General features: G+C 65.1%; 22 protein-coding genes, 1 tRNA gene and 1 pseudogene. 9 read left to right on the top strand and 15 right to left on the bottom strand.

Going from position 1 to position 23,984, the window contains the following annotated elements; genetic code table 11:
- Positions 1-122: 122 nt before the first annotated feature.
- Together AC3WMR_RS14355 and AC3WMR_RS14350 are read left to right on the top strand one after the other, a co-directional pair.
- Positions 123-1,721: an MDR family MFS transporter gene (locus AC3WMR_RS14355; protein WP_492265732.1), complete on the top strand. Its 1,599-nt coding sequence runs from the start codon at positions 123-125 to the stop codon at positions 1,719-1,721.
- A 3-nt stretch (positions 1,722-1,724) separates the two neighbouring features.
- Positions 1,725-2,168, top strand: coding sequence for a MarR family winged helix-turn-helix transcriptional regulator (locus tag AC3WMR_RS14350; RefSeq protein ID WP_175191382.1), 444 nt, complete (start codon positions 1,725-1,727; stop codon positions 2,166-2,168).
- 113 nt (positions 2,169-2,281) lie between these two features.
- Here the strand turns inward: AC3WMR_RS14350 and AC3WMR_RS14345 are convergent, their stop codons facing one another.
- The 10 genes and pseudogenes from AC3WMR_RS14345 to AC3WMR_RS14300 form a co-directional block, all read right to left on the bottom strand.
- Complete coding sequence (locus tag AC3WMR_RS14345; protein WP_492265731.1) at positions 2,282-3,337, bottom strand: PDDEXK nuclease domain-containing protein; 1,056 nt, start codon at positions 3,335-3,337, stop codon at positions 2,282-2,284.
- Positions 3,338-3,581: 244 nt separating this feature from the next.
- Positions 3,582-4,725 (bottom strand): annotated as a pseudogene (locus tag AC3WMR_RS14340) (Fic family protein).
- Positions 4,726-4,882: 157 nt separating this feature from the next.
- Complete coding sequence (gene ychF / locus AC3WMR_RS14335; RefSeq protein ID WP_025139446.1) at positions 4,883-5,974, bottom strand: redox-regulated ATPase YchF; 1,092 nt, start codon at positions 5,972-5,974, stop codon at positions 4,883-4,885.
- A gap of 141 nt (positions 5,975-6,115) precedes the next feature.
- Positions 6,116-6,895, bottom strand: a complete 780-nt coding sequence (locus AC3WMR_RS14330; protein ID WP_492265730.1) for a CPBP family glutamic-type intramembrane protease — start codon at positions 6,893-6,895, stop codon at positions 6,116-6,118.
- Complete coding sequence (gene pth, locus AC3WMR_RS14325; protein ID WP_492265729.1) at positions 6,895-7,491, bottom strand: aminoacyl-tRNA hydrolase; 597 nt, start codon at positions 7,489-7,491, stop codon at positions 6,895-6,897. The genes AC3WMR_RS14330 and pth overlap by 1 nt, the downstream gene beginning before the upstream one ends.
- Positions 7,492-7,587: 96 nt before the next feature.
- Positions 7,588-8,205, bottom strand: a complete 618-nt coding sequence (locus tag AC3WMR_RS14320) for a 50S ribosomal protein L25/general stress protein Ctc (RefSeq protein WP_175191384.1) — start codon at positions 8,203-8,205, stop codon at positions 7,588-7,590.
- 147 nt (positions 8,206-8,352) lie between these two features.
- On the bottom strand, positions 8,353-9,303 hold the full coding sequence (locus tag AC3WMR_RS14315; RefSeq protein ID WP_006227587.1) for a ribose-phosphate pyrophosphokinase: 951 nt from the start codon (positions 9,301-9,303) through the stop codon (positions 8,353-8,355).
- 132 nt (positions 9,304-9,435) lie between these two features.
- A tRNA-Gln gene (locus AC3WMR_RS14310) sits at positions 9,436-9,512 on the bottom strand.
- A gap of 1 nt (position 9,513) precedes the next feature.
- Entirely contained in the window at positions 9,514-10,431 is a 918-nt protein-coding gene (gene ispE, locus AC3WMR_RS14305; RefSeq protein ID WP_492265728.1) for a 4-(cytidine 5'-diphospho)-2-C-methyl-D-erythritol kinase, read from the bottom strand.
- A gap of 71 nt (positions 10,432-10,502) precedes the next feature.
- Positions 10,503-12,101, bottom strand: a complete 1,599-nt coding sequence (locus AC3WMR_RS14300) for a methyl-accepting chemotaxis protein (protein ID WP_492265727.1) — start codon at positions 12,099-12,101, stop codon at positions 10,503-10,505.
- On the opposite strand from AC3WMR_RS14300, the gene AC3WMR_RS14295 reads away from it, so the two are divergent.
- Positions 12,058-12,267 (top strand): hypothetical protein, encoded by a 210-nt coding sequence (locus AC3WMR_RS14295; protein WP_492265855.1) that lies wholly within the window; start codon positions 12,058-12,060, stop codon positions 12,265-12,267. The two genes, AC3WMR_RS14300 and AC3WMR_RS14295, sit on opposite strands and share 44 nt — an antisense overlap.
- Positions 12,268-12,353: 86 nt before the next feature.
- On the opposite strand, the gene lolB is transcribed toward AC3WMR_RS14295, so the two are convergent.
- Positions 12,354-12,956 (bottom strand): lipoprotein insertase outer membrane protein LolB, encoded by a 603-nt coding sequence (gene lolB / locus AC3WMR_RS14290; RefSeq protein WP_492265726.1) that lies wholly within the window; start codon positions 12,954-12,956, stop codon positions 12,354-12,356.
- Positions 12,953-14,839: a tetratricopeptide repeat protein gene (locus AC3WMR_RS14285; protein WP_492265725.1), complete on the bottom strand. Its 1,887-nt coding sequence runs from the start codon at positions 14,837-14,839 to the stop codon at positions 12,953-12,955. The genes lolB and AC3WMR_RS14285 overlap by 4 nt, the downstream gene beginning before the upstream one ends.
- On the opposite strand from AC3WMR_RS14285, the gene mutM reads away from it, so the two are divergent.
- The 4 genes from mutM (at position 14,838) to AC3WMR_RS14265 (ending at position 18,953) form a co-directional block, all read left to right on the top strand.
- The gene (gene mutM, locus AC3WMR_RS14280; RefSeq protein WP_492265724.1) at positions 14,838-15,665 is read left to right on the top strand and encodes a bifunctional DNA-formamidopyrimidine glycosylase/DNA-(apurinic or apyrimidinic site) lyase; all 828 of its coding nucleotides are present in this window, start codon (positions 14,838-14,840) and stop codon (positions 15,663-15,665) included. The genes AC3WMR_RS14285 and mutM overlap by 2 nt on opposite strands.
- A 263-nt stretch (positions 15,666-15,928) precedes the next feature.
- A complete protein-coding gene (locus AC3WMR_RS14275) occupies positions 15,929-16,882 on the top strand; it encodes an MBL fold metallo-hydrolase (protein ID WP_492265723.1) in 954 nt (317 codons plus the stop codon).
- 156 nt (positions 16,883-17,038) lie between these two features.
- Entirely contained in the window at positions 17,039-18,718 is a 1,680-nt protein-coding gene (locus tag AC3WMR_RS14270; RefSeq protein WP_492265722.1) for an FAD-dependent oxidoreductase, read from the top strand.
- 16 nt (positions 18,719-18,734) lie between these two features.
- On the top strand, positions 18,735-18,953 hold the full coding sequence (locus tag AC3WMR_RS14265; RefSeq protein WP_492265721.1) for a DUF2783 domain-containing protein: 219 nt from the start codon (positions 18,735-18,737) through the stop codon (positions 18,951-18,953).
- On the opposite strand, the gene AC3WMR_RS14260 is transcribed toward AC3WMR_RS14265, so the two are convergent.
- Positions 18,919-19,836, bottom strand: a complete 918-nt coding sequence (locus AC3WMR_RS14260) for a LysR family transcriptional regulator (RefSeq protein ID WP_492265720.1) — start codon at positions 19,834-19,836, stop codon at positions 18,919-18,921. The genes AC3WMR_RS14265 and AC3WMR_RS14260 overlap by 35 nt on opposite strands.
- 165 nt (positions 19,837-20,001) lie before the next feature.
- Between AC3WMR_RS14260 and hmgA the strand changes: the two genes are divergently transcribed.
- Both hmgA and fahA read left to right on the top strand, forming a co-directional pair.
- On the top strand, positions 20,002-21,300 hold the full coding sequence (gene hmgA / locus AC3WMR_RS14255; RefSeq protein WP_492265719.1) for a homogentisate 1,2-dioxygenase: 1,299 nt from the start codon (positions 20,002-20,004) through the stop codon (positions 21,298-21,300).
- Between the two features lie 120 nt (positions 21,301-21,420).
- The gene (gene fahA / locus AC3WMR_RS14250; RefSeq protein ID WP_492265718.1) at positions 21,421-22,740 is read left to right on the top strand and encodes a fumarylacetoacetase; all 1,320 of its coding nucleotides are present in this window, start codon (positions 21,421-21,423) and stop codon (positions 22,738-22,740) included.
- A 319-nt stretch (positions 22,741-23,059) separates the two neighbouring features.
- On the opposite strand, the gene AC3WMR_RS14245 is transcribed toward fahA, so the two are convergent.
- Positions 23,060-23,224: a hypothetical protein gene (locus AC3WMR_RS14245; RefSeq protein WP_492265717.1), complete on the bottom strand. Its 165-nt coding sequence runs from the start codon at positions 23,222-23,224 to the stop codon at positions 23,060-23,062.
- Between the two features lie 529 nt (positions 23,225-23,753).
- A partial coding sequence (locus AC3WMR_RS14240) for a transposase (RefSeq protein WP_492281571.1) occupies positions 23,754-23,984 on the bottom strand: 231 nt, incomplete at its 5' end.

The following is a 23,984-nucleotide window of genomic DNA, read 5'->3' as shown; positions in this document are numbered from 1 at the left end:
GCAGATACCGCTATCGTAACAAATCGGGCCGGCCTGCGCGCCAACTCGAAAACTGACGGTTTTCTGTCTGGGGGATTGTAGGACTAGAATTATTGATCCATCAATCATTGACGTATCCAACAATGCCCGCCCCCGCCCCCAGCACCCCCTATTCGCCCGGTCAGGTGCTTCCCTTCCGGCAGACCCTGCTGGCCATGCTGGGCATGTGCTTTGTCATGATGATGGTCGCCATCGACCAGACTGTCGTCGGCACGGCGCTGCCCACCATCGTGGCCGAGCTCAAGGGCTTCGAACTGTATGCCTGGGTCGCGACTTCGTACCTGCTGACCTCGGTCATCACCGTGCCGATCTTCGGCCGCCTCGGTGACTACTACGGCCGCAAACCCTTCGTGGTCGCGGCCATCGTGCTGTTCACCCTGGCCTCGGTGCTGTGCGGCGCCGCCGACAGCATGCTGACCCTGGTGCTGGCGCGGGCCTTGCAGGGCATCGGCGGCGGCATGCTGGTGGGCACGGCCTTTGCGTCCATCCCCGACCTGTTCCCGGACCCCCACGTGCGGCTGCGCTGGCAGGTCATGCTCAGCTCGGCCTTCGGCATCGCCAACGCGGTCGGCCCGTCGCTGGGCGGCGCCCTGACCGAGCACTACGGCTGGCGCTCGGTGTTCTACGTCAACCTGCCCATCGGCATCCTCGGCGTCTTCTTCGTGGCGCGCTACCTGCCCCACCTGCGCAACCACACCGCCGGCAAGGTCCGGCTGGACTGGCAAGGCGCCCTGCTCATCGCCGCCGCACTCGGCGGCCTGCAACTGCTGGTCGAACTGCTGCCCAAGGAAGGCGCCAGCCTCACCATCGCCCTGCTCGGCATCGGCAGCGCCGCCGCATTCGCCCTGCTCTTCTGGTGGGAACGCCGCTGCCCGCACCCGCTCCTGCCCTTCGACATGTTCCGCAACCGCGGCCTGGCCACGCTGTTCACCCTGGCGCTGCTGGTCGGCGTCACCATGTATTCGATGCTGTTCTACGCGCCCCTGCTGCTGCAAGGCGGCTTCGGCCTGTCGCCGCAGGACGCCGGCCTGCTCATCACGCCGCTGGTCGTCTTCATCACCGTGGGCAGCATCATCAACGGCCGCATCATCACCCGCATCCGCAACCCCAACCGCATGCTGTACGCCGGCTTCATGCTGATGGCGGCGTCCTGCCTGGGCATCGTCACCACCCACAACTACACCCCGCACTGGCTCATCGCCGGCTACATGATGATGGCAGGGCTAGGCATGGGCTTCATCATGCCCAACCTCACCGTCTTCGCCCAGCAGACCGCCGGCCGCACCCACCTGGGCATCGCCACGGCCCTGCTGCAATCCCTGCGCATGATCGGCGGCATGCTCGGCACCGCCGTCGTCGGCACCATGGTCAACCACAGTTACTTCAGCGGCGTCGAATCCACCCTGCGCGGCACATCGGCCCAGTGGCTGCCGCAGCTGGACGACCCGCAGATGCTGGTCAATCCCGTGGCCCAATCGCAGTTCCTGGCACAATTGGCCCATCAAGGCCAGGATGGAGCGTCGCTGATCGAGATCGCGCGCGTGGCGCTGGTCGGCGCCATCCACGAAGGGCAGCTGATTGCCCTGGCGGTCGCGGTGCTGGCGCTGTGGTGCGTGCGGCGCGTCCCCCTGGTGCAATTGGCGCGCGTTCCCAAACCGGAGCCCGCCGGCGTCGGAGAGTAGCTTTTGCCCAAACAACAACAAGGCCTGCAGGTCATCCAGCATATGGGCCAGACCTACCGCGTCATGCAAAGCGCCTTCAGCGCCAAGGTCGGCCACGCGCTCCCGCGCTGGCGCATCCTGCTGGCACTGCATGAATGCGGGCAGTGTTCGCAAAAGCACCTGGCCGAACGCTGCCGGCTCGACCCGGCATCCCTCACGCGTCAGCTGCAGGCCATGCAGAAACTGGGCTGGATCTCCCGCGCGGTCGATGCCAACGACAACCGGCTGACCAATGCACGGCTGACCCCGGCCGGGCAGGCGGTGGTGGATGAAGCGCTGCCCAAGCGAGCGGCGTTTTTTGATGAGTCGCTCAAGGGCTTGTCGGCCGCCGATATAGACACACTGAACCGGGTGTTGAGCGTGCTGGAAGAGAATTTCGTGCGGGGGGCGGGGGATAAGGGCGCTTGATCGGCCGCGGGCGTTACGTCGTCCATGCCACCGTCGGACAACGAAGTCGTGAACAGACGAGCTATGCGGTTCTAACTATTGCGCTCGAAAGGCGCCTGGGTTGGCTCTGAGCATCACTCTTTTGCGCTGTCATCCAAAGAGCTGCCCAGTTCCCGCTCGATCTGTGCAATGCTGGGTAAACTGGTCCGCAATTCGGCGGGTAGGGATTCGACCAATTGGTACTCCGCTACGCCAAGCGGCTGGGCATTGTTGCGTAGCGCGTATTCGGCCACCACCTTGTTCTTGCCTTTGCACAGCAGCAGACCAATGGTCGGACCATCGTCTGGATGCTTCACCTGTGCATCCACCGCAGTCAGGTAAAAGCCCAACTGCCCCAAATGTTCTGGCTTGAACTTGCCGCCCTTGAGCTCTATCACCATGTAGCAGCGCAGCTTGAGGTGGTAGAACAATAGATCGATGAAAAACTCGTCCCCCCCTACGCTCAGCAGCACCTGGCGACCCACGAAGGCGAAACCCGAGCCCAGCTCCAGCAAGAACTCGGTGACGTGCCTGACCAGCGCGCCCTCGATCTCCCGCTCCTGCGCCTCGTCGGTCAGGCCTAGGAAATCGAAACGGTACGGATCTTTGATCGACTCGCGTGCGAGGTCGGATTGCGGTGCAGGCAGCGTAGCTGGGAAGTTGGTGACGGCTTGGCCGCTGCGCTCCAGTAGCCGGGACTCGATCTGCATCACCAGCACGTTACGCGACCAATTGTGCTCGATGGCTTTGGCCACGTACCACTTGCGGGTTTCGGGGCCAGGCAGTTTGTCCAGCAGCGCCAGATGATGGTACCAGGGCAATTGTGCAAGCACCTCTTGCACAAATGATTCCTCCGGCCAGGCTTCGGCAAACGCCCGCATGTACTTGAGGTTACGCGGTGAAAATCCCTTCATGTCCGGAAAGGCGGTGCGTAAGTCATGTGCCAGCCGATCGATCACCTTGGCGCCCCAACCCTGCACAGTCTGCCGCGCCAGAATGTCGCGGCCGACCTGCCAGTACAACCTCACCAACTCCCTATTGACTGCCTGGGCCGCACGCTGTTGCGCGCTATGGATGCGGCCCTTTAGCTCGGCCAGCCAGTCTGCGTAGCCATGTGGGGCTGGAGTAAGTGAAACTGGCTTGTCGGTCATGGCAGTGCCGCCCCTTTGGGCAAGAAACCCTTTTCTCGCATCCAGCAAAGCGCCTTCAGCCAAAGATCTTCAGGCATATGCCGTTTCGCTTCGAGCCAATTGTGCGGCACTTTTTGGAAAATCATTTCATCAGAAACAGATATAGCGCAGCATAAAGCTATTCATACATTCGTACCCGTTCAAGGCACGCAGCGTGACCGCTCGGCCTCATTCTAGGACCCATCCCGCATCTACTCAGCCCTGCTCAGGGAGGCGGGGATTCCACGGCAAACGGCACCAGCTCGTAACTCGTGCTGCGTCCGCCCGCCCCCTGACCGCAGCAACATCCCCAACACCATCAGTTCGTTGATATCGCGCAGTGCGGTGTCCGTCGAACACCTGGCCAGCGCTGCCCATTTGCTGCTGGTCAGCTTGCCTTCGAAGCCGTCGAGCAAGCGATTGAGCACCTTCACCTGCCGCTCGTTCAACGCGGCGCCTGACACGCGTTGCCAGAACCGTGCCTTGCCCAGCACGGCATCCAGCGTGTGGTCGGCATGACGCACCGCCTCGCCCACCACTTGCAGGAACCACAGCAGCCACGCCGTCACATCCAGCGTGCCCTTTTGCGTGCGATCCAGGATGTCGTAGTACTGCTTGCGCTCGCGCTGGATCTGCGCCGACAGACTGTAGAAGCGTTGGGGACTGCCGTCAGCGCGGGCCAGCAGAAGATCGCCGATGGCGCGGGCGATGCGGCCATTGCCGTCATCGAAGGGATGCAAGGTGACGAACCATAAATGGCCGAGCCCGGCACGGACCAGTGCCGGCTCTTGCGTCGTCGGCACATTCAACCAATCAAGAAAGCGAGCCAATTCATCCGGCAGGCGTTTCGCGGGAGGCGTTTCATAATGCACTTTCTGACGCCCCGCGGGACCAAAGACCACCTGCATCGGCGCATGCGCGTCATCGCGCCAGCCACCGATGGTGATCTTGCTGAGGCCCGAGTAGCCAGTTGGAAACAACGCGGCATGCCATCCGAAGAGGCGCTCCATCGTCAGTGGCTTTGCGCTGTTGGCGCTGGCATCCAGCACCATTTCCACCACCCCTTCCACATTGCGGTCCACCGGCGCCAGAGAGCCGATATCCACGCCAAGTCGGCGCGCAATGGACGAGCGTACCGACACAACGTTCAGATGTTCACCTTCGATCTCGCTGGTCTTGAGCGCGTCATCGGTCAGCGCGGCCAAGCTTGCCTCGTCGCGCAAATCCAGACCGGCGTCGGCCAGGCGTCCCAGCAGCCACCCCTGGGCGTGACTGACCTGCGCCAGCGGCTCGGCCAGAACGGCCAAGTCGTAACGCCATTCCGGCCAGTCAGGGGCTTGCCAAAGGTAGAGGTATTCACCGCTATTCATGCGGTGATTGTGCAATGGATTCGCCGCAACGGCACGCCATTCACCGCAGAAGACGCGGCGAATACAGACGGAGAAACAAGAAACCGCATGGCCCATGCGGCTTCCTGGGGCGGTGCATCCCGGACATGTCATGCCATGCCCAGGACGTTCAATCCGATCAGACGTTGAACAAGAAATTCATCACATCGCCATCCTGCACGATGTATTCCTTGCCTTCCGCGCGCATCTTGCCCGCTTCCTTGGCACCCTGCTCGCCCTTGTAGGCGATGTAGTCTTCGTACGCGATGGTCTGCGCGCGAATGAAGCCACGCTCGAAGTCGGTGTGAATCACACCTGCGGCTTGCGGCGCGGTGGCGCCGATGGCGACGGTCCAGGCGCGCACTTCCTTCACGCCGGCGGTGAAGTACGTTTGCAGGCCCAGCAGCTTGAAGGCAGCACGAATCAAACGATTCAGGCCCGGTTCTTCCATGCCCATGTCGGACAGGAAGGCTTGGCGATCCGCGTCGTCCAGATCAACGATTTCCGATTCGATGGCGGCGCAGATGGCGACGACCGGCGCATTGCGGGCGGCGGCGAATTCGGTCAGGCGGTCCAGCAGCGGGTTGTTGGTGAAGCCGTCGTCAGCGACGTTGCCCACGTACATCGCGCGCTTGGCGGTGATGAAGCACAGCTGGGCGATGTCGGCCTGCTCTTCGGTGGTCAGGTCCAGCGCGCGGATCGGCTTGGCTTCGTTCAGCTGGGCCACGCACTTTTCCAGCACGGCCACGATGCGTTGCGATTCCTTGTCGCCGGAACGGGCGGTCTTCTGGTGGCGCAGCAGGGCCTTTTCGGCGGTCTGCAGGTCGGCCAGGGCCAGTTCGGTTTCGATGACTTCGATGTCGGCGATGGGGTCGACCTTGCCGGCCACGTGGATCACGTTGGGGTCTTCGAAGCAGCGCACCACGTTGACGATGGCGTCGGTTTCACGGATGTGCGAGAGGAACTGGTTGCCCAGGCCTTCGCCCTTGCTGGCGCCAGCCACCAGGCCGGCGATGTCCACGAATTCGACCGTGGCGGACAGGATGCGCTCGGGCTTGACGATCTCGGCCAGCTTCTGCAGGCGCGGATCCGGCACCTCGACGACGCCCACATTGGGCTCGATGGTGCAGAACGGGTAGTTCTCGGCGGCGATGCCGGCGCGGGTCAGAGCGTTGAAGAGTGTCGATTTGCCAACGTTGGGCAGGCCGACGATGCCGCATTGCAGAGCCATGGGAATCCTGTGTAAGTACGGTATTGAGCGTTAACGTTCTAGTTTACCCCGCCAGGGGTTACGGCACGGCGGGCACACGGCCGGCGCGGGGCGGCGACCCGTGAAGGCCGCACAGGCGGCCAGGCCGGCGCCGCGGCTTTGCTACTGCGCCGCGGCGGGCAGCCACCGCATCACCGCCCAGATCAGCAAAATGGGGCCAGCATTGAAGGTGGCGTGCAGCGCGATCGCAGCGCCAATGCCGCGGCGTACGCGAATCCAGCCCAGCACCAGCCCGGTCACCCACTGCGGCAGCACCAGCAGTGGCAGCAACCAGTAAGGGGTGTCCTTGAAGACGAAGTTGGTCAGGTGCACGGCGGCGAAAGTCAGCGCCACCAGGTGGAACACCCAGCCGAAGTGCTTCAGGTAGTGGCGCCGCCAGGCGGTGTTCCAGCCTTTGAGTGGTTCGGCCTTGGGGCGCAGCGCCCAGCACGCCAGCAGCACGAAGGCCGCCAGCAGCAGGCCGGTCCAGATGCGCGGGCCGTACAGCACCACGGGCAACAGCGCCGGGCAGAACCACAGCGCCTGCCTGGGACGCCGCAAGCCATAGCGAAACAGCATTTCCTCGACCAGGGGCGCCCAGATGATGGCGGTCAGCCAGGGAATGTTGGCCGGATCCAGCCGATGCGTCACCCCGCCCGCCCCGGCCGCAGCGACCGCCAGCGGCCCCAGGATAAGCAGGTTGATCAGCCACAGCACGCTCGCCCAGGCGAGGATGCGCCCGGGGCCGACACCTGGCCACCAGTCCGACACCCAGCCTATCGCGGCGGTGCGTCCGGGCAGGCGCCGCATGGGATGCGGCCGGCGCACGAAGCGCCAGAAATCCACCAATTCGGTGCGAAATCGCGGTTTGCGGACGGACATGGTGCCGGGGCTGGCGTTCATCAGGCGTCGTTGCCGCTGTGCAGCTGGCGCGTGGCCAGCGGGAAATCCCCCGCCAGCATGGCCGGCACCACGGCGCGGCAGCGGTCGATGACGGCTTCGATTTCCTTTTGCTCTTCGCGGCGCGGCGGATGCAGCACGAAGTCGGCCACCTGCTGCGCGAGGTTCAGCGTGCGCGGGTGGCCAATGCCGATGCGCAGGCGCCAGAAGTTCGGGCTGCCCAGCGCGGCCTGGATGTCTTTCAGGCCGTTGTGGCCGGCGTGGCCGCCGCCCTGCTTGAGCTTGACCTGGCCGGGCATCAGGTCCAGTTCGTCGTGCAGCACCAGCACGTGTTCGGGGGTCAGCTTGTAGAAGCGCGCCAAGGCGCCCACCGCCTGGCCGGACCGGTTCATGTAGGTGTTGGGTTTGAGCAGCAGCACGCTGTCGGCCCCCACGCGGGCTTTGGCCACCATGCCGAAAAAGGATTTCTCGAGCGCAAAAGAAGTGCGCAGATCGTCCGCCAGGTGGTCGGCCAGCCAGAAGCCGGCGTTGTGCCGGGTGGTTTCGTAGTCGGGACCGGGGTTACCCAATCCCACGATGAGGCGTATGGGAGTAGACATGATGGGGGTGTTTAAACCAAAAAACCCTGCGCATGCAAATGCACACGCAGGGTTTCGGGCACCAGCCGCAGGAAAGCCGAGGCTTTCCGGCAGGACTTAGGCGGCCGGGGCAGCCGGAGCGGCTTCGTCGGCGTCGTCAGCGGCAGCGCCGCCCTTGACGACTGCGGCGGCCAGCAGCGGGTTGGCGTCAGCGCCGTGCGGGACGTAGGTCACGCCCATCGGCAGCTTGATGTCGGCCAGGTGGATCGAAGCGCCAGCCAGGATGTTGGTCAGGTCGACTTCGATGAACTGGGGCAGCGCTGCCGGCAGGCAGGTGATTTCCAGTTCGGTCGTCACGTGGCTGATGATGGCGCCCGACAGCTTCACGGCCGGCGAGATTTCAGCGTTGACGAAGTGCAGCGGCACCTTGGTGCGCAGGGCTTGGTTGGCGTCCACGCGCTGGAAGTCCACGTGCAGGACTTGCGGCTTGTAGGCGTGCCATTGAACCGAACGCAGCAGAACTTGTTCTTCCTTGGCGCCTTCGAGCTGCATTTGCAGGATCGATGCGTGGAATTCTTCCTTGCGCAGCGCGTGGTAGATCTCGTTGTGGTCGAGTTCGATGTTCAGGGGGGCAGCCGTACCACCATAGACAATGGCGGGAACGCGGCCCGCGCGGCGCAGGCGGCGGCTCGCACTCGAACCCTGGACGCTACGCGCAGTGGCGATGAATTTCATGGAAAACTCCAAAAACAAAAAATAGCGAAGAGGCTTCGCCGGTTAAAGCACGGCGCACAACAGGTGCGCCGTGTTGCTTGTGCCTTGCCGCGACCAGCAAGGCACAAAAAAACGGGGGTGGGCTGAACGCCCGACCGACGCCTGGCGTCAGTCGACGAACAGCGAGCTGACCGATTCGGCGTTCGAGATACGCAGGATGGTCTCGCCCAGCAGCGCGGCGCACGACAGCTGGCGGATCTTGCCGCTGGCCTGGCCTTGCTCGGAGAGCGGAATGGTGTCGGTGACGACCAGCTCGTCCAGTTCCGACGCTTCGATGCGGTCGATGGCGCCGCCCGACAGCACGGGGTGCGTGCAGTAGGCGTAGACGGCGCCGGCGCCGCGGTCCTTCAGGGCCTGGGCCGCCTTGCACAGCGTGCCGGCGGTGTCGACCATGTCGTCCATGATGATGCAGGTGCGGCCGTCGACTTCACCGATGATGTTCATCACTTCCGACACGTTGGCGCGCGGACGACGCTTGTCGATGATCGCCAGGTCGGCTTCCAGCTGCTTGGCCAGTGCACGGGCACGGACCACGCCGCCGATGTCCGGGGACACCACGACCAGGTTCGAGAAATTGCGGCGCCAGATGTCGCCCAGCAAGATCGGACCGGCGTAGATGTTGTCCACGGGGATGTCGAAAAAGCCCTGGATCTGGTCGGCGTGCAGGTCCATCGTCAGGACGCGGTCGACGCCAGCCACTTGCAGCATGTTGGCCACGACCTTGGCCGAGATGGCCACGCGCGCCGAACGCGGGCGGCGATCCTGGCGGGCATAGCCGAAATAGGGAATCGCGGCGGTGATGCGGCCGGCCGAAGCGCGGCGCAGGGCATCGACCATGACCATGATTTCCATCAGGTTGTCATTGGTAGGCGCACAGGTGGGCTGCAGGACGAAGACGTCCTTGCCACGCACGTTCTCGTTGATTTCGACCATCACCTCGCCGTCGGAGAAGCGACCGACGGTCATCTTGCCCAGGGACATATCGAGGTGGTTGACTACGTCCACGGCCAGCCGAGTGTTGGCCGTGCCCGTGAAGATCATGAAGCTATCGTTTGCCATGATGGATGATGCGATGGTCGTTTAAGACACTGACGAGATGATGCGGGAACCTGCGGACCGGAAAATAAAAAAGCTGCTGAACCCGGGCCAGTGTCTTACAGGCGTGTTCAACAGCTTTTTTATGTATTCGGTTGGCTGGGGAGGAAGGATTCGAACCTTCGCATGCCGGAATCAAAATCCGGTGCCTTAACCAGCTTGGCGACTCCCCAACTATCTTGCAATCCAATTCCGCAACGGATGCTCAGTCAACCCAGGACAAGCCTGCACTAACCGGAACCGTGGATGCGTTGTGCTGTTTGTTTTAACAGCGCCGCGCATTGTAGCGGTAATTTCCGTTTTCGCCAAAACGGCCTCCGAAAGTTCGGAAAACTCGGCGTACAAACACGCACCAGATCCCGACATGCGAACTGGGATTCCCTTGCGGACAAGAGTTTCCTGTTCAGCAAGCCACCGCGATGCCCTGAAAACTTCAGGATAAAGACGGAAGACTACCGGCTCCAAGTCGTTTCTGCCGAAGCAAAAAGTTGGCGAAGCAAGAAAGTCCGCTATTGTGATGTAAGAAGAATCCCTTGTCAAATCGGGTGCGGAAAAAATTCCAACAGTCGGCACGCTCGCGTCCGGCTGGGCCACCAGATAAGCCCGCTGCGGCAGGTCGAGCGGCGTCAGTTTTTCACCCACGCCCTCGGCAAAAGCCGATTGGCCGAACACGAATACCGGGACATCGGCACCCAGCGGCAAGGCCAGGTCCATCAACTGGCGCCGGGTCAGGCCGGTGCCCCACAGCCGGTTCAGCGCGATCAGCACGGTGGCCGCATCGCTGGACCCGCCGCCCAGGCCGCCGCCTTGCGGAATACGCTTTTCCAGCGCGATCTGCGCGCCCTGGCGCGTGCCGGTGGCTTGCTGCAAGGCACGGGCGGCGCGCAGGGTCAGGTCATCGGCTTCGGACACGCCGGGCAGGGCCGTGGCGCGGCTGATGACGCCATCGGCGCGCGCCTCGAAATGCAGCGTGTCGCACAGGTCGATGAAGCGAAACGCGGTCTGCAGCAGGTGGTAGCCGTCAGGGCGACGGCCCACCACGTGCAGGAACAGATTCAGCTTGGCGGGCGCGGGAACGTCGTAGAGAGTCACGGCGGATCGAAAATTTGGGCGGAAGCGCCGATTTTAACGACCCGCGCGTGCGGCCGGCTGCTGCCAGGGGATCAGGCGATCTGGGGCGCGGCACGGCCGGCCAGGCGCTCGGCAGCCGCCTCGATGACCTGCCCTTCCGGCAGCTTGAACACGGCCACGGCGCTAGCCAATTGGCGCGCCTGCTCTTCCAGCGCGCCAGCCGCCGCAGCGGCCTGCTCGACCAGGGCGGCGTTCTGCTGCGTCACGCCGTCCATTTGCGTGACCGCGCGATTGACCTGGTCGATACCGCTGGCCTGCTCTTCCGAGGCCGCGGAAATCTCACCCATCAGGCTGGTCACGCGCTGCACGGAGTCGACGATCTCGCGCATCGTGGCGCCGGCGGTTTCCACCTGCGCGGAGCCGACGCCGACTTTCTGCGCCGAATCTTCGATGAGCTGCTTGATTTCCTTGGCCGCGGCAGCGCTGCGCTGGGCCAGCGTGCGCACTTCGCTGGCGACCACGGCAAAGCCCTTGCCCTGTTCGCCGGCGCGCGCGGCTTCTACGGCGGCGTTGAGCGCCAGGATGTTGGTCTGGAACGCAATGCCATCGATCACGCCCACGATGTCGGAGATGCGCGCCGAACTGCCCGAGATGGCGCGCATGGTTTCCACCACGCTGGACACGGCATCGCCGCCGCGCTGCGCCACCGCGGCGGACGCGGCGACCATGCGGTTGGCTTCGCGCGCGGTATCGGCGTTCTGCTTCACCGTGGACGCCAACTCTTCCATGCTGGCGGCGGTTTCCTCGAGCGAGGCGGCCTGTTCTTCGGTACGGCTGGACAGGTCGGTGTTGCCCGACGAGATTTCACGCGCACCGACGTTGATTTCGTCCACGCCACGGCGCACGGTGGACACGGTGCGAACCAGGCTGTCCTGCATGGCGCGCAGCGCATTCAGCAGCGCGCCGATTTCGTTGCGGCCGCGATCGGCCACGCGGCGCGTCAAATCGCCTTCGGCGATGCGGCGGAAGATCTCGCCGGCTTCCAGCAGCGGGCGCACGATCATGCGGCGGATCAGCACGTGCGCACCAACGGCCATCGCCAGGCCCAGGGCCAGGATGCCGCCCAGCAGGTAGGTGAACACGCGGTGGAACAGCGAAATCTCGTCCATCACGCCCTGCCCGCTTTCCTCGGCGCGGCGCATGAAGGCGTCGCGCTCGGACACCAGCAGTTCCTGCACCTGTTGCGTACCCTGCTTGAAGTAGGCGTCCATGTCGCCGGCCTCAAGAACCTTGCCCACGTTCTGCAGGTTGGTGCTGAGGTTGCCGTAGGCCTCGATCAGGTCCTTGGAGGCGGCGCGCTCATCGGCCGACAGGCCACCTGAGAAGCCCTGGAACGCGCGATCACCCGCGGCGATGCGCTGACGCGCCAGCCGCAGCGCCGTGGTATCGCTGGCATTGCCCTGCGCCACCCGGGTGGCGTAACGGCTGAGGTCGGTGCGAGCCGCCACCAGGGACAGGGCCGCCGAGTTGACCGCGTTGACCTGTTGTGAAGAGAGGCGATACAGCTGGCCGACGTCCTGGTTGGTCTGACGCAAGGCGATGAAGCCCATGCCGCCGACAAGCAGCTGGAAAGTGAAAAATACCGCGATGATCCCCAAGAGCATCGTCGCGATTCGGGTGTTCCTGAACATAGCCTTTCTCCAAAAAATCGGCGGCGCGATCCGCGGCTGCCGGTCTTGCAAGCCGAGCGGGCTGGTCGCGCGCGCGGGTCTCGGGAGAATTATTCAGGCTAAACAAGATATTTCAAGCCGTAACACAGCGGATTTTGCCGCGCTTATTTGCGCGATTGAAAAATGACGGACGTGTTAACGCCGATGGCCGCGGCGCCCCAGGATTGAAACAAGGGGCGCAGCGGCCATCGGGCCTGACAAATCAGGGAAAGATCAGGGCTGGTTGACGACCAGCCGCACCATGATGCGGCGGCCAGGTTCCTGGCGTTCCAGGACCAGCATGCGAGGCCCCAGGGTGTCGTAGCGCGACAGGTTGGCCCGCCAGCCGCCTTGCTCGAATGCCACGGGGCGGCCCAATTCGTCGCTGGAAACGTCGGTGGCTTCGGGTTGCCCCGCCAGCTTGCCGCGCAGCCAGTCGCGCAGGCCGGACACCGGCATGCTGCTGCCCAGGGCGTCTTCGGCCAGGGCGTCGGGGTTGTCGGCGACCAGGCGGGTGCCGTCGGCCTTGGTCAGGCTGGCGGCGCCGGGTTGGCCTTCAACACGGGCTTCGGTCGACCCCAGCGGGTTGGTCAGGTCAAGCACATAGCGACGGCCATCGTCGGACCACGAGAACCCGCCCTGCACGGCGTTTTGCTTGCCGCCTTCTTCGTTGACCGTTATGGCGAAACGCCCGATGCGTGAAAACGCGTCGGCGGATGTGCCTTCGATGGGCTTGGGCGTGGTGGTGCAGGCCGCCAGCACGAAGGCTAGCAGGGCCAGCAGCGCCCAGCGCAATGCCGCTACGCCATCATGCAGGCGCCGTGCCACTGCCGTCACAGACTGACTCCCAGGCGCTTGACCACATCAAGCACGGTCTTGTTCTTGGGGTCTTTCTGCAGGGCGGCGCGCAGCAGGTCAGTGGCCTGGTCGCGCTTGCCCTGAGTCCAGAGCACTTCGGCCAGGTGGGCGGCGATATCGGCTTCCGGGCGCACGCTGTAGGCGCGGCGCAGGTAGTCGGCGGCCGCGACCTGGTCGCCCATGCGGAACTTGACCCAGCCCATGCTGTCCAGGATGAACGGATCGTTGGGCGAGAGTTCCAGCGCCTGGGTGATCAGGTCCAGCGCTTCGGGCAGGCGCTGGTTGTGATCGGCCAGCGTGTAGCCCAGCGCGTTGTAGGCGTGGGCGTGGTCCGGATCCAGCGCGATGACCTGGCGCAGCATGCGTTCCAGGTCGGCCAGGCGGTCCTGGCGCTCGTACAGCATGGCCAGCTCGTACTTGATCTCGACGGTATCGGGCAGTGCCTGGTCGGCGGCTTCCAGCGTGGACACCGCCTGGCCGATGCGGTCGGCATCGCGCAGGATCTGGGCCTTGGTCAAGACGCCCAGCGTGCGTTCTTCTTCGTCTTGCGGCGAGGCGGCATCGACCATCTTGATGGCGTCGTCGACCCGGCCGGACTTGGCCCGCAGGACGGCCTGGCGCATGCTGGCCGAGTAGCGCAGCGACGGATCGTCGATGCGGCCGAGTTCGGCGATGGCTTCGTCGTACTGGCCCTGGTCTTCGGCAATGCGCGACAGCAGCACGTGAGCATCGGCCGCGGCGGCGCCGGCGTCGGTGGCGCCCGGCACAATGGCGCGCTGGCGCTGGTTCTGAACGTCCAGGTACTGCTGCAGGAAAGCCTTGGCCTGCGGCAGCTGGCCGGCCTTGTAGGCCAGTTGGGCCTGCATGAAGAGCAGGTCGAAATCTTCGGGCGAACGGCGCGACATGGCCTGCAATTCGGCCAGGGCGCCCGCGTAGTCGCCGGCGTCGGCCATTTGGCCGGCCAGCATCAGGCGCACCTTGCGGGCGTTGGGATTGCGGCTGATATAGGCGCGGGCGTCGGCCTGGGCGCGCTGGGGATCGACCTTGGAGCCGTACTCGAGCACACGCTGGGCGGCGGCTTCGGACTTCGGGTCGGCGGCCAGCGCGGCGCGGGCTTCCTGGGTGGCGCGTTGGTTGTCGCCGGACGCGGACGCCACGTCGGCCAGCGCCAGATGCGCGGCGGGCAGCTTGCGCACGCTGTCGCTGAAGGATTCGTCAAGGATGCGCAGCGCCAGGCGGCGGTCGTTCAGGCGGCTGAGCACGGCCAGGGCCTGGCCGATGGCCGCGGGCTTGTCGCGGGAGGCGTCGATGCGGTTGCGCAGCGCCTGCGACAGGCCCTTGGTCTGGCCATTGGCGGCGGCCAGCGCCAATTCGGTGGAGCTGGCTTCGAGATCGTTGGGCGACAGGCGGGCCCAGACCCGGGCCGCATCCAGTGCGCCCGGCAGGTTGCCGCCCGCCAGCTGGAATTCCAGGCCGCGGCGCGCCAGGCGGGGATCGCCGGTATCGCGGGCCAGGCCGACCATGGTGTTGGCGGCGGTACCGTACATGCCGCGCTGCGCGGCGATTTCCGATGCCAGGACGCGATAGAAGATGTCGGCCGTCAGCGACACATAGGGCAACTGCCCCGGACGCAGGCGGATGACCTCGGTTTCAGGTTGGCGGTTCTGGGGCGCCATGCGCGGGCCGGTCGCGTCGCGCGTCCGGCTGTCGGCGGCCTGGGCCTGAGGGGCCAGGATGGCGGCCAACGCGAGCGCCAGCGTGGCAAACCCGATATTCATTTGTTTGAAAGACGACTTCACGCGGCCCGTCCGGTTGATGGCACAATCTTCGTACACGCAATTGATGATCTTACACTGGCTCATGCCGGAACTGCCTGAAGTTGAAACCACGCGTCGGGGAATAGACGCTGTCATCACCGGCCGCCCCCTCACGCGGCTGGTCGTCCACGAGTCCCGGATGCGCTGGCCCATCCCTGCCGACCTGCCCGACCTGCTGGGCGGGCATACCGTGCTGGAATGCGGCCGCCGGGGCAAATACCTGCTGCTGCGCTTTGACCACGGCACCCAGATCGTGCATCTGGGCATGTCCGGCTCGCTGCGGAGCACGGCGCCGGGCGAATTCCTGCGCAAGCACGACCACGTCGAATGGATCTTCGACCAGGCGGTCCTGCGCCTGCACGATCCCCGCCGGTTCGGCGCGGTGCTGTGGCACCCCGACGCCGACGGCCCCATCGAAAACCACCCGCTGCTGGCCAAGCTGGGCATCGAACCCTTCGACCCGCGCTTTGACGGCGCCTGGCTGCACCGGCACTTCAAGCGGCACGGCGCGGCGGTCAAGCAGGTGCTGCTGGCCGGCATGGCGGTCGTGGGCGTGGGCAATATCTACGCCTCTGAAAGCCTGTTCCGGGCCCGCATCAATCCCAAGACCCCGGCCAATAAATTGTCGGCCGCCCGCTGCGACCGCCTGGCGGACATGGTGCGCGCCACCCTGGCCGACGCCCTGACCTCGGGCGGCAGCACGCTGCGCGACTACGTCGGGGCCAGCGGCGAACCGGGCGCCTATTTCGAGATCCACGCCGCGGTCTACGAACGTGAAGGCCAGCCCTGCAAGGTGTGCGGCACCCCGATACGGCGCATTGTCCAGGGCCAGCGCGCTACCTACTACTGCCCAAAGTGCCAGAAAACCTAGCGCTGCCCGCCCGGGTCGCGGTCACGCGTGGCTGCATCGCCAAACTGGCAATCTGAGCCCTGCCGGGCCCGGAAGTTCCCCCTGAATGCTCCCCTCCGGGCCGCCTCGCGGCCCGGTTTGCCATGGGCGGCCGACCCGACACCCTGGTGAAATCCCTGAAAAAACCAGACCATTAGTCAATAGCAAACGTATTGCATAAGCACTAACGCCACGCTATATTCCTTCCACACCCCCTATTCCTATAAAAGTGGAAGGAGCCAGTCATGAGCAAGCAATTCGCCTCGCAAGCCGACCTGTCCGACAAGGTCGTCTCGTTTGAAAAACTGTCCGACAACGCCTATGCCTACACGGCCGAAGGCGACCCCAACACGGGCGTGATCATCGGCGACGAGGCGGTCATGGTGATCGACACCCAGGCCACCCCGGTTATGGCGCAGGACGTCATCCGCCGCATTCGCGAAGTCACCGACAAGCCCATCAAGTACATCCTGCTGTCGCACTACCACGCCGTGCGCGTGTTCGGTGCGTCGGCCTACAACGCCCAGGAAATCCTGGCCAGCCGCGACACCTACGACCTCATCGCCGAACGCGGCGAACAGGACAAGGCCAGCGAAATCGGCCGTTTCCCGCGCCTGTTCCGCAACGCCGAATCGATTCCGCCCGGCCTGGTCTGGCCCACGATGACTTTCAAGGGCGAAATGACCGTCAACCTGGGCAACCTGGAAGTCAAGCTGCTGCAGGTGGGCCGTGGCCACACCAAGGGCGACACCATTGCCTGGCTGCCCGAACAGAAGATCCTGTTCGCCGGCGACCTGGTCGAATACCAGTCCACGCCCTACTGCGGCGACGCCTACTTCCGCGATTGGCCCACGACGCTGGACGCGCTGTCCGGCTTTGAAGCCGAAAAGATGGTGCCCGGCCGCGGCCCGGCCCTGAAGAACGCCACGGAAGTGCGCCAGGGTCTGGCCGGCACCCGCGCGTTCCTGACCGACCTGTACGGCGCCGTGAACCGCGGCGTGGCCGAAGGCCGCGACTTGAAGACGATCTACCGCGAGGTCTACGACTTCATGAAGCCGCGCTACAGCGACTGGGTCATCTTCGACCACTGCATGCCGTTCGACGTGTCGCGCGCCTATGACGAAGCCTCCGGCCACGTTCACCCGCGCATCTGGACCGACAAGCGCGACCTGGAAATGTGGGCCCAGCTCGAGGGCTGATCCCGCACCGGAACGGGGTGGGCAGGCCGACACAAGCGGCCGCCCTCACCGTTTCACGCCAAGCAGGAACCGGCTTCGCCCGCCCCCACCCCAACCGGCGTGGGCAGCAAGGCGCAGCCGAGCATAAAAACAAAATGACCCACACAGGAGACAACCGTGGGAGACATCGACTTTCAGGCGATGGAGTTCGCCTATGAAAAACACGCCGACCAGGCGGCCGCGGCACGCGCGCGCCACCCGGTGGTGGTGGTGGGCGCCGGACCAGTGGGCCTGACCACGGCGCTGGACCTGGCCAGCCAGGGCGTGCGCGTGGTGGTGCTGGACGACGACTACCGCCTGTCCACCGGCTCGCGCGCCATTTGCTTTTCCAAGCGCACGCTGGAAATCTGGGACCGCCTGGGCGTCGGCCAGCGCATGGCCGACAAGGGCGTGTCCTGGAACGTGGGCAAGGTGTTCTTCCGCGACCAGGAGGTCTGGCGCTTCGACCTCTTGCCCGAACCCGGCCATCGCCGCCCCGCCTTCATCAACCTGCAGCAGTACTACGCCGAAGGCTACCTGTACGAACAGGCGCGCCAGCAGCCCAATATCGACCTGCGCTGGAAGAACAAGGTGGTCGGCGTCGAGCAGACTGACGCGAGCGTGGTGCTGTCGATCGACACGCCCGAGGGCGCCTACACCTTGCAGGCCGACTGGCTGGTGGCGTGCGACGGGGCGCGTTCCCCGGTGCGCAAGCTGATCGGCCAGGAAAGCCACGGCCGCATTTTCCGCGACCGCTTCCTGATCGCCGACGTCAAAATGAAGGCGGACTTTCCCGCCGAACGCTGGTTCTGGTTCGACCCGCCCTTTCACCCCAACCAGTCGGTGCTGCTGCACATGCAGCCCGACAACGTCTGGCGCATCGACTTCCAGCTGGGCTGGAACGCCGACCCCGTCGAAGCCGTCAAGCCCGAGAACGTGCTGCCGCGCATCCGCGCCCTGCTCGGCCCCGACGCGCAATTCGAGCTGGAATGGGTCAGCGTGTACACCTTTGCCTGTGAACGCATGGACACGTTCCGCCACGGCCGCGTGCTGTTCGCGGGCGACTCGGCCCATCGCGTATCGCCGTTCGGCGCTCGCGGCGCCAACAGCGGCGTGCAGGATGCCGAAAACCTGGCCTGGAAGCTGAAGCTGGTGCTGGCCGGCCAGGCGCCCGAATCGCTGGTGGACAGCTACGCCGCAGAACGCGAGCATGCCGCCGACGAGAACATCCTGAACTCGTCGCGCGCCACCGATTTCATTACCCCCAAGAGCGACATCAGCCGCAGCTTCCGCAATGCCGTGCTGAACCTGGCGCGCCACCATCCATTCGCGCGGTCACTGGTCAACAGCGGCCGGCTGTCCTTGCCCGCCACCTATGCCGATTCGCCGCTGAACACGCCCGACACGGACGCGTTTGCCGGCCGCATGCGGCCAGGCGCCGTGGCGCTGGACGCCCCGGTACGAGGCCCGGGCGGTATCGACTGGTGGCTGTCTCGCCTGACCGGCAGCTTCACGCTGGCGCTGTTCTGCGGCGACCAGCTGCCTGCGCCCGACACGCTGCAAGCCCTGCAGGCGCTGCGCCTGACGGCCGTGCCGGTCACGCCGGTGCTGGTGGCAAGCGCCCACTGCGACACCTCGGCGTGGCCCGCCGACCTGGCGCAGGTGGTCGACAGCGAAGGCCTGCTGGCCCAGCGCTACGACGCCCGCCCCGGCACCGCCTACCTGATCCGCCCCGACCAGCACATCAGCGCGCGCTGGCGCGCCTTTGCGCCCGACGCCGTGGCCTCGGCCATCCAACGCGCCACCGGCCGCGCCTGAATCCGAAGGACTATCCATGCTGATCACCGAGAACAACCTGGCCGCGCCGGACGACTTCTATGAAGCGCTGATCGACGCGCACCGCGACCTGAGCAACGAGCAAAGCCAGGAAATGAACGCCGCGCTGATCCTGCTGCTGGCCAACCACCTGGGCGACATGGCCGTGCTGCGCGAAGCCCTGGCGCAGGCGCGCGCCTCGGTCATACCGCAGGCGCCCCCACCGCAAACGCATTGACGATCAAGGCGCGCAGCCACTGGTTGCCGCCGTCGCGGTCGTAGCGGCGCTGCCAGTACATATTGGTCTGCAGCGCCGGCACCTTCACCGGCGGCGTCATGATGCGCAGGCCAAAGGGCGGCGCCGCGCTGGCGGCCAGCTTTTCGGGCACCGTGGCCAGCAGGTCGGTCGCGCTGACGATATACGGCACGGCCGAGAAATGCGGCACGCTGAAGTGTTCGGCCAGCACCAGGCCGGCGCGCTCCATCGACTGGTTCACCTGGCCGTAGGGCGCGGCGCGCGACACGATCAGGTGGCGTTCGGCTCGAAACGCCTTCAGCCCCATGCCGGCATGGGCCGTGGGATGCGCCTGGCGAAACAGCGTGGCGTAGCCCTGCCGGAACAGCATGCGCTGCAACGTGCCCGCCCCCATCTCGTCGAATGCGCCGATCGCCAGGTCGACGCGGCCCGCCTCCATTTCGCGCGGCAGGTCCGGCCCTTGCACTCGCACGGAGTCAATGCGCACCTGCGGCGCCACCTGCACGCACACTTCCATCAGGCGCGGCATGAAGTGAATCTCGCCCACGTCGGTCATGGCCACGCGAAAACGCCGCGTGCTGGTGGACGCGTCAAAGGCATCCTGGTCCTGCAACGCCTGCGTCAGCATCGCCAGCGCCTCGCTGACCGGTCCGGCCAGACGCTGCGCCCGCGGGGTGGGCAGCATGCCCTGGGCGGTGCGCACGAACAATTCGTCGCCAAAGGCCAGCCGCAGCCGCCGCAGGGCATTGCTGACGGCGGGCTGCGACAAGTCCAGCCGCCGCGCCACGGCAGACAGGTTGCGGTCTTCGAGCAGATGCTGGAACAGGATCAGGAGGTTCAGGTCTACGTCGCGCAGTTCGGCCATGCGGCCCCCTACTATTCACAAAATTTATAGTTGCTATTTTTGCATTCCCGTAGCCGTAGCGGGGTTTTTTTCCGACAATGGCGTATCGGCCTCGGGCAAGCGCTGCCAGTAGCCCCAGAACCAAGACCGCGCGGCCACGCACCGCGCGCCACCCAGGAGGATTCCATGGAACTGCAATACCAGACCGGCTTCGGCAACGACTGTGCCACCGAAGCCCTGCCCGGCGCGCTGCCGCTGGGCCGCAATTCGCCCCAGCAATGTCCCTACGGCCTGTACGCCGAGCAACTGTCCGGCACCGCCTTCACCGCGCCGCGCAGCGAGAACCGCCGTTCGTGGCTGTACCGCATCCGCCCCGGCGCCCAGCACAAGCCGTTTGCACCGTTCAGCGGCGCCGCGGGCTGGCAAAGCACGTTTGGCGAAGGCCCGGTCACGCCCAACCAGCTGCGCTGGAGCCCGCTGCCCATCCCCAGCGCCCCCACCGATTTCCTGGAAGGCGTGAAGACCTGGGGCGGCAATGGCGGCCCCGATGAGCAGGGCGGCGTCGGCATCCATCTGTACGCGGCCAATCGCAGCATGAAGGGCCGCTATTTCTACAACGCCGACGGCGAGCTGCTGCTGGTGCCGCAGCAAGGCCGCCTGCGCCTGGCCACCGAGCTGGGCCTGATCGACCTGGAGCCGCTGGAAATCGCCGTGATCCCGCGCGGCGTGCGCTTTGCCGTGCAACTGCTGGACGACACGGCGCGCGGCTACATGCTGGAAAACTTCGGCGCCGCGCTGCGCCTGCCGGAACTGGGACCGATCGGCTCGAACTGCCTGGCCAATGCGCGAGATTTCAAGACGCCGGTGGCCTGGTATGAAGACGTGGAAGGCGATTTCGAATTGATATCCAAGTTCACGGGCGGCTTCTGGCGCGCCGCCATCGGCCATTCGCCACTGGACGTGGTGGCCTGGCACGGCACGCATGCACCGTACAAGTACGACCTGCGCCACTTCAACACGATCGGCTCGATCAGCTTCGACCATCCGGACCCGTCGATCTTCACGGTGCTGACGGCGCCGTCCGACACCCCGGGCACGGCGAACATGGACTTCGCGATCTTTCCGCCGCGCATCCTGGCGATGGAAAACACGTTCCGTCCGCCCTGGTTCCACCGCAACGTGGCCAGCGAATTCATGGGCCTGATCCAGGGCGTATACGACGCCAAGGCCGAAGGGTTCGCCCCGGGCGGCGCCAGCCTGCACAACTGCATGAGCGGCCATGGCCCGGATGCGGAAACGTTCGAGAAGGCGTCGCACGCCGACACCAGCACGGCGCACTACATCCGCGACACGATGGCGTTCATGTTCGAGACGCGCCGTGTGATCCGCCCGACCGCCCAGGCATTGGCGTCGGTAGAATTGCAGGGCGACTATTACCGGTGCTGGCAGGACATCAAGAAGCACTTCGATCCCGGCAAGGCGTGACCGGACAGACCGATTTCACGCCCGCCCACGGCGATGCGCGCAAGCGCATCGCCGTTTGGCTTTGGCTTTTCCCGGCGCCTGCCGGCCCCTTACAAACACATTGAACGAGACACCAGAACCATGACCACTTCGATCAACGAAACGCACGACCCGTCCCTGAAGAGCTGGGTAGCCAGCGCCAATACGGGCACGTCGGATTTCCCGGTGCAAAACCTGCCGTACGCGGCGTTTCGCCGCAAGGGCTCGCAGGAATCGTTCCGCCCAGGCGTGGCAATCGGCGACCAGATCCTGGACCTGGCCGCACTCGCTGACAAGCAGCCGTTCGAAGGCGCTGCCGGACAGGCATTGGCCGCCTGCCAGGGCGATAGCCTGAACGCGTTGATGGCGCTGGGCCAAGCCCACTGGAGCGCGCTGCGCCTGGCACTGTCGCGCGCGCTGCGCGAAGGCGCGGCGCTGCGCACGGTGGTGGAGCCGCTGCTGGTGGCGCAGGCAGACGCCGAGTACACGACGCCGGCCCGCATTGGCGACTACACGGACTTCTATATTTCGGTGCACCACGCAACGTCGGTGGGCAAGCAATTCCGTCCGGACAATCCTCTGCTGCCGAACTACAAATGGGTGCCCATCGGCTACCACGGCCGCGCATCGAGCATCGGGGTGGACCAGAAGTTCCCGCGCCCGGTAGGCCAGACGCGCCCGGCAAACGAAGGTGAAAACCCGCAGTTCGGCCCGTGCGCGCGCCTGGACTATGAACTGGAACTGGGCATTTTCGTGGGCACGGGCAACGCGCAAGGCGAACGCATCACGCTGGCGGACGCGGACGCGCACGTGTTCGGCCTGTGCATCCTGAACGACTGGTCGGCACGTGACATCCAGGCCTGGGAATACCAGCCGCTGGGCCCGTTCCTGTCGAAGAATTTCGCCTCGACGATCTCGCCGTGGATCGTGACGATGGAAGCGCTGGAGCCGTTCCGCACGCAATGGAACCGCGGCCCCGCAGAACCTCAACCGATGCCCTACCTGGCCTCGGACGCAAACCGCGCGAAGGGCGCCTACGACGTGCAAATGGAAGTGCTGCTGACGACGGAAAAGTCGCGCACCGAAAAACTGCCCCCGGCCAAACTCTCGCGCAGCAATTTCCGCGACGCCTACTGGAACATCGCCCAACTGATCACGCACCACACCGTGAACGGCTGCAACCTGCAACCGGGCGACATGTTGGGTACGGGGACGCTGTCGGGTCCGCAGGCGGCAGAAGCGGGTTCGCTGCTGGAACTGAGCAATGGCGGGAAGACTGCATTTGATCTGCCTTGGGGGGAGAAGCGTACGTTCCTGCAAGATGGGGATCAGGTGATCATGCGGGCTGAGTGTGTGAAGGCTGGGTATCCTCGGATTGGCTTTGGTGAAGCGTCCGGGATTGTGTTGCCGGCTCGGGTTTAGGTTATTTGGATTGTGTGGTTGTCGCTTCGTAGGTCGCCCCTCGCGGGGGTGGCATGCGGGGTGGGCGCCCACGATTGCGGTCCGGAGCCTTCGCTCCGGACTGCCCTAGGCGGGCCCCCCCTGCGTCATCCTCGTCCAGGCCTGCGGCCTTCCCTACGGATTCCCTTGGGCGCATCGAGGTTGCCCACCCCGCATGCCACCCCCGCGAGGGGCTACGGCTTTCGAGGCTTGTGGCGCTGCTAGACCTGTGGTCAGGGAATGGAATCTACAGGGTCGCCAAGCCGCGGCCGCGCGGGCGGCCACGTTTGGCATTGCGTTTCTAGAAAGTGTTGCGGGTGCGCTTCGCGCGGGTGGAGAGTTGTTTGCTATTGGTCCGCACGTCGTGGGGGGGGCGGTGATGGGCGGCGCGGCTGGTGCCGGCTTGCTCGTATTGGCCGTCTCGCGCGCCGCCCATCAGGCGCTGGCCACTGACGTCGAACGCCATGGCATCCGCGCCGGTAGCAGGCCGGCGTCGATTGGCTGGATTTTCACCAGGGTGCCGCTGCGGCAAGCTGCTGACCTATTGCCTTCAGTGATCCTATTGCCTTCAGCAGTCTTCTGATCTGTTGCCGTCACACACTAGAGAACAACAGCATCACCGACACGCGCGAGCGGCGCGTATGCCGTGGCGTTCGACGTCAGTGCGTAGCGCCTGATGGGCGGCGCGCGAGACGATCAGCACGAGCAAACAGGTACCTGCCGCGCCGCCCATCACCGCCCCCCACTCTGACCGTGGCTATCATGCCAAGCACACCACCCGCCCCAGCGCCCGAGGCTAATCACCATCGTGAGCGCTTGGCGGTGTCGGTGTGGGGTGGGCGGGGCGTGTAGATGCGCCCGAGGGAATCCTTAGGGAGCCGAAGGCGTACGAGGATGAGGACGGGGGGGGCCGCCGAGGCGAGTCCGGAGCGAAGGCTCCGGACCGCAATCGTGAGCCTGTCCGTATTTTCGTGGGCGAGGCGTTTTAAAAGTTGTTATCCATGCGCCGCAGTAAACCGTTCACCGAACAGGATAGCAAACTGGTTCATGGCCGCTTTCCAGTCGAAGGTTGCCCTCACAGACTTGGCGAGCACGTTGCGTAACGCCAGCCATAGGAGCTTGATGGCGGCCTCATCGTTGGGAAAGTGACCTCGCGTCTTGATGATCTTGCGTAATTGCATGTTCAAGCTCTCGATGGCGTTGGTCGTGTAGATCACGCGCCTGAT

Source organism: Achromobacter sp. FW305-C-28 (assembly GCF_058783235.1).
Note: the sequence above shows the minus strand (reverse complement) of the source record. Positions and strands in the feature narration are given on the sequence as shown.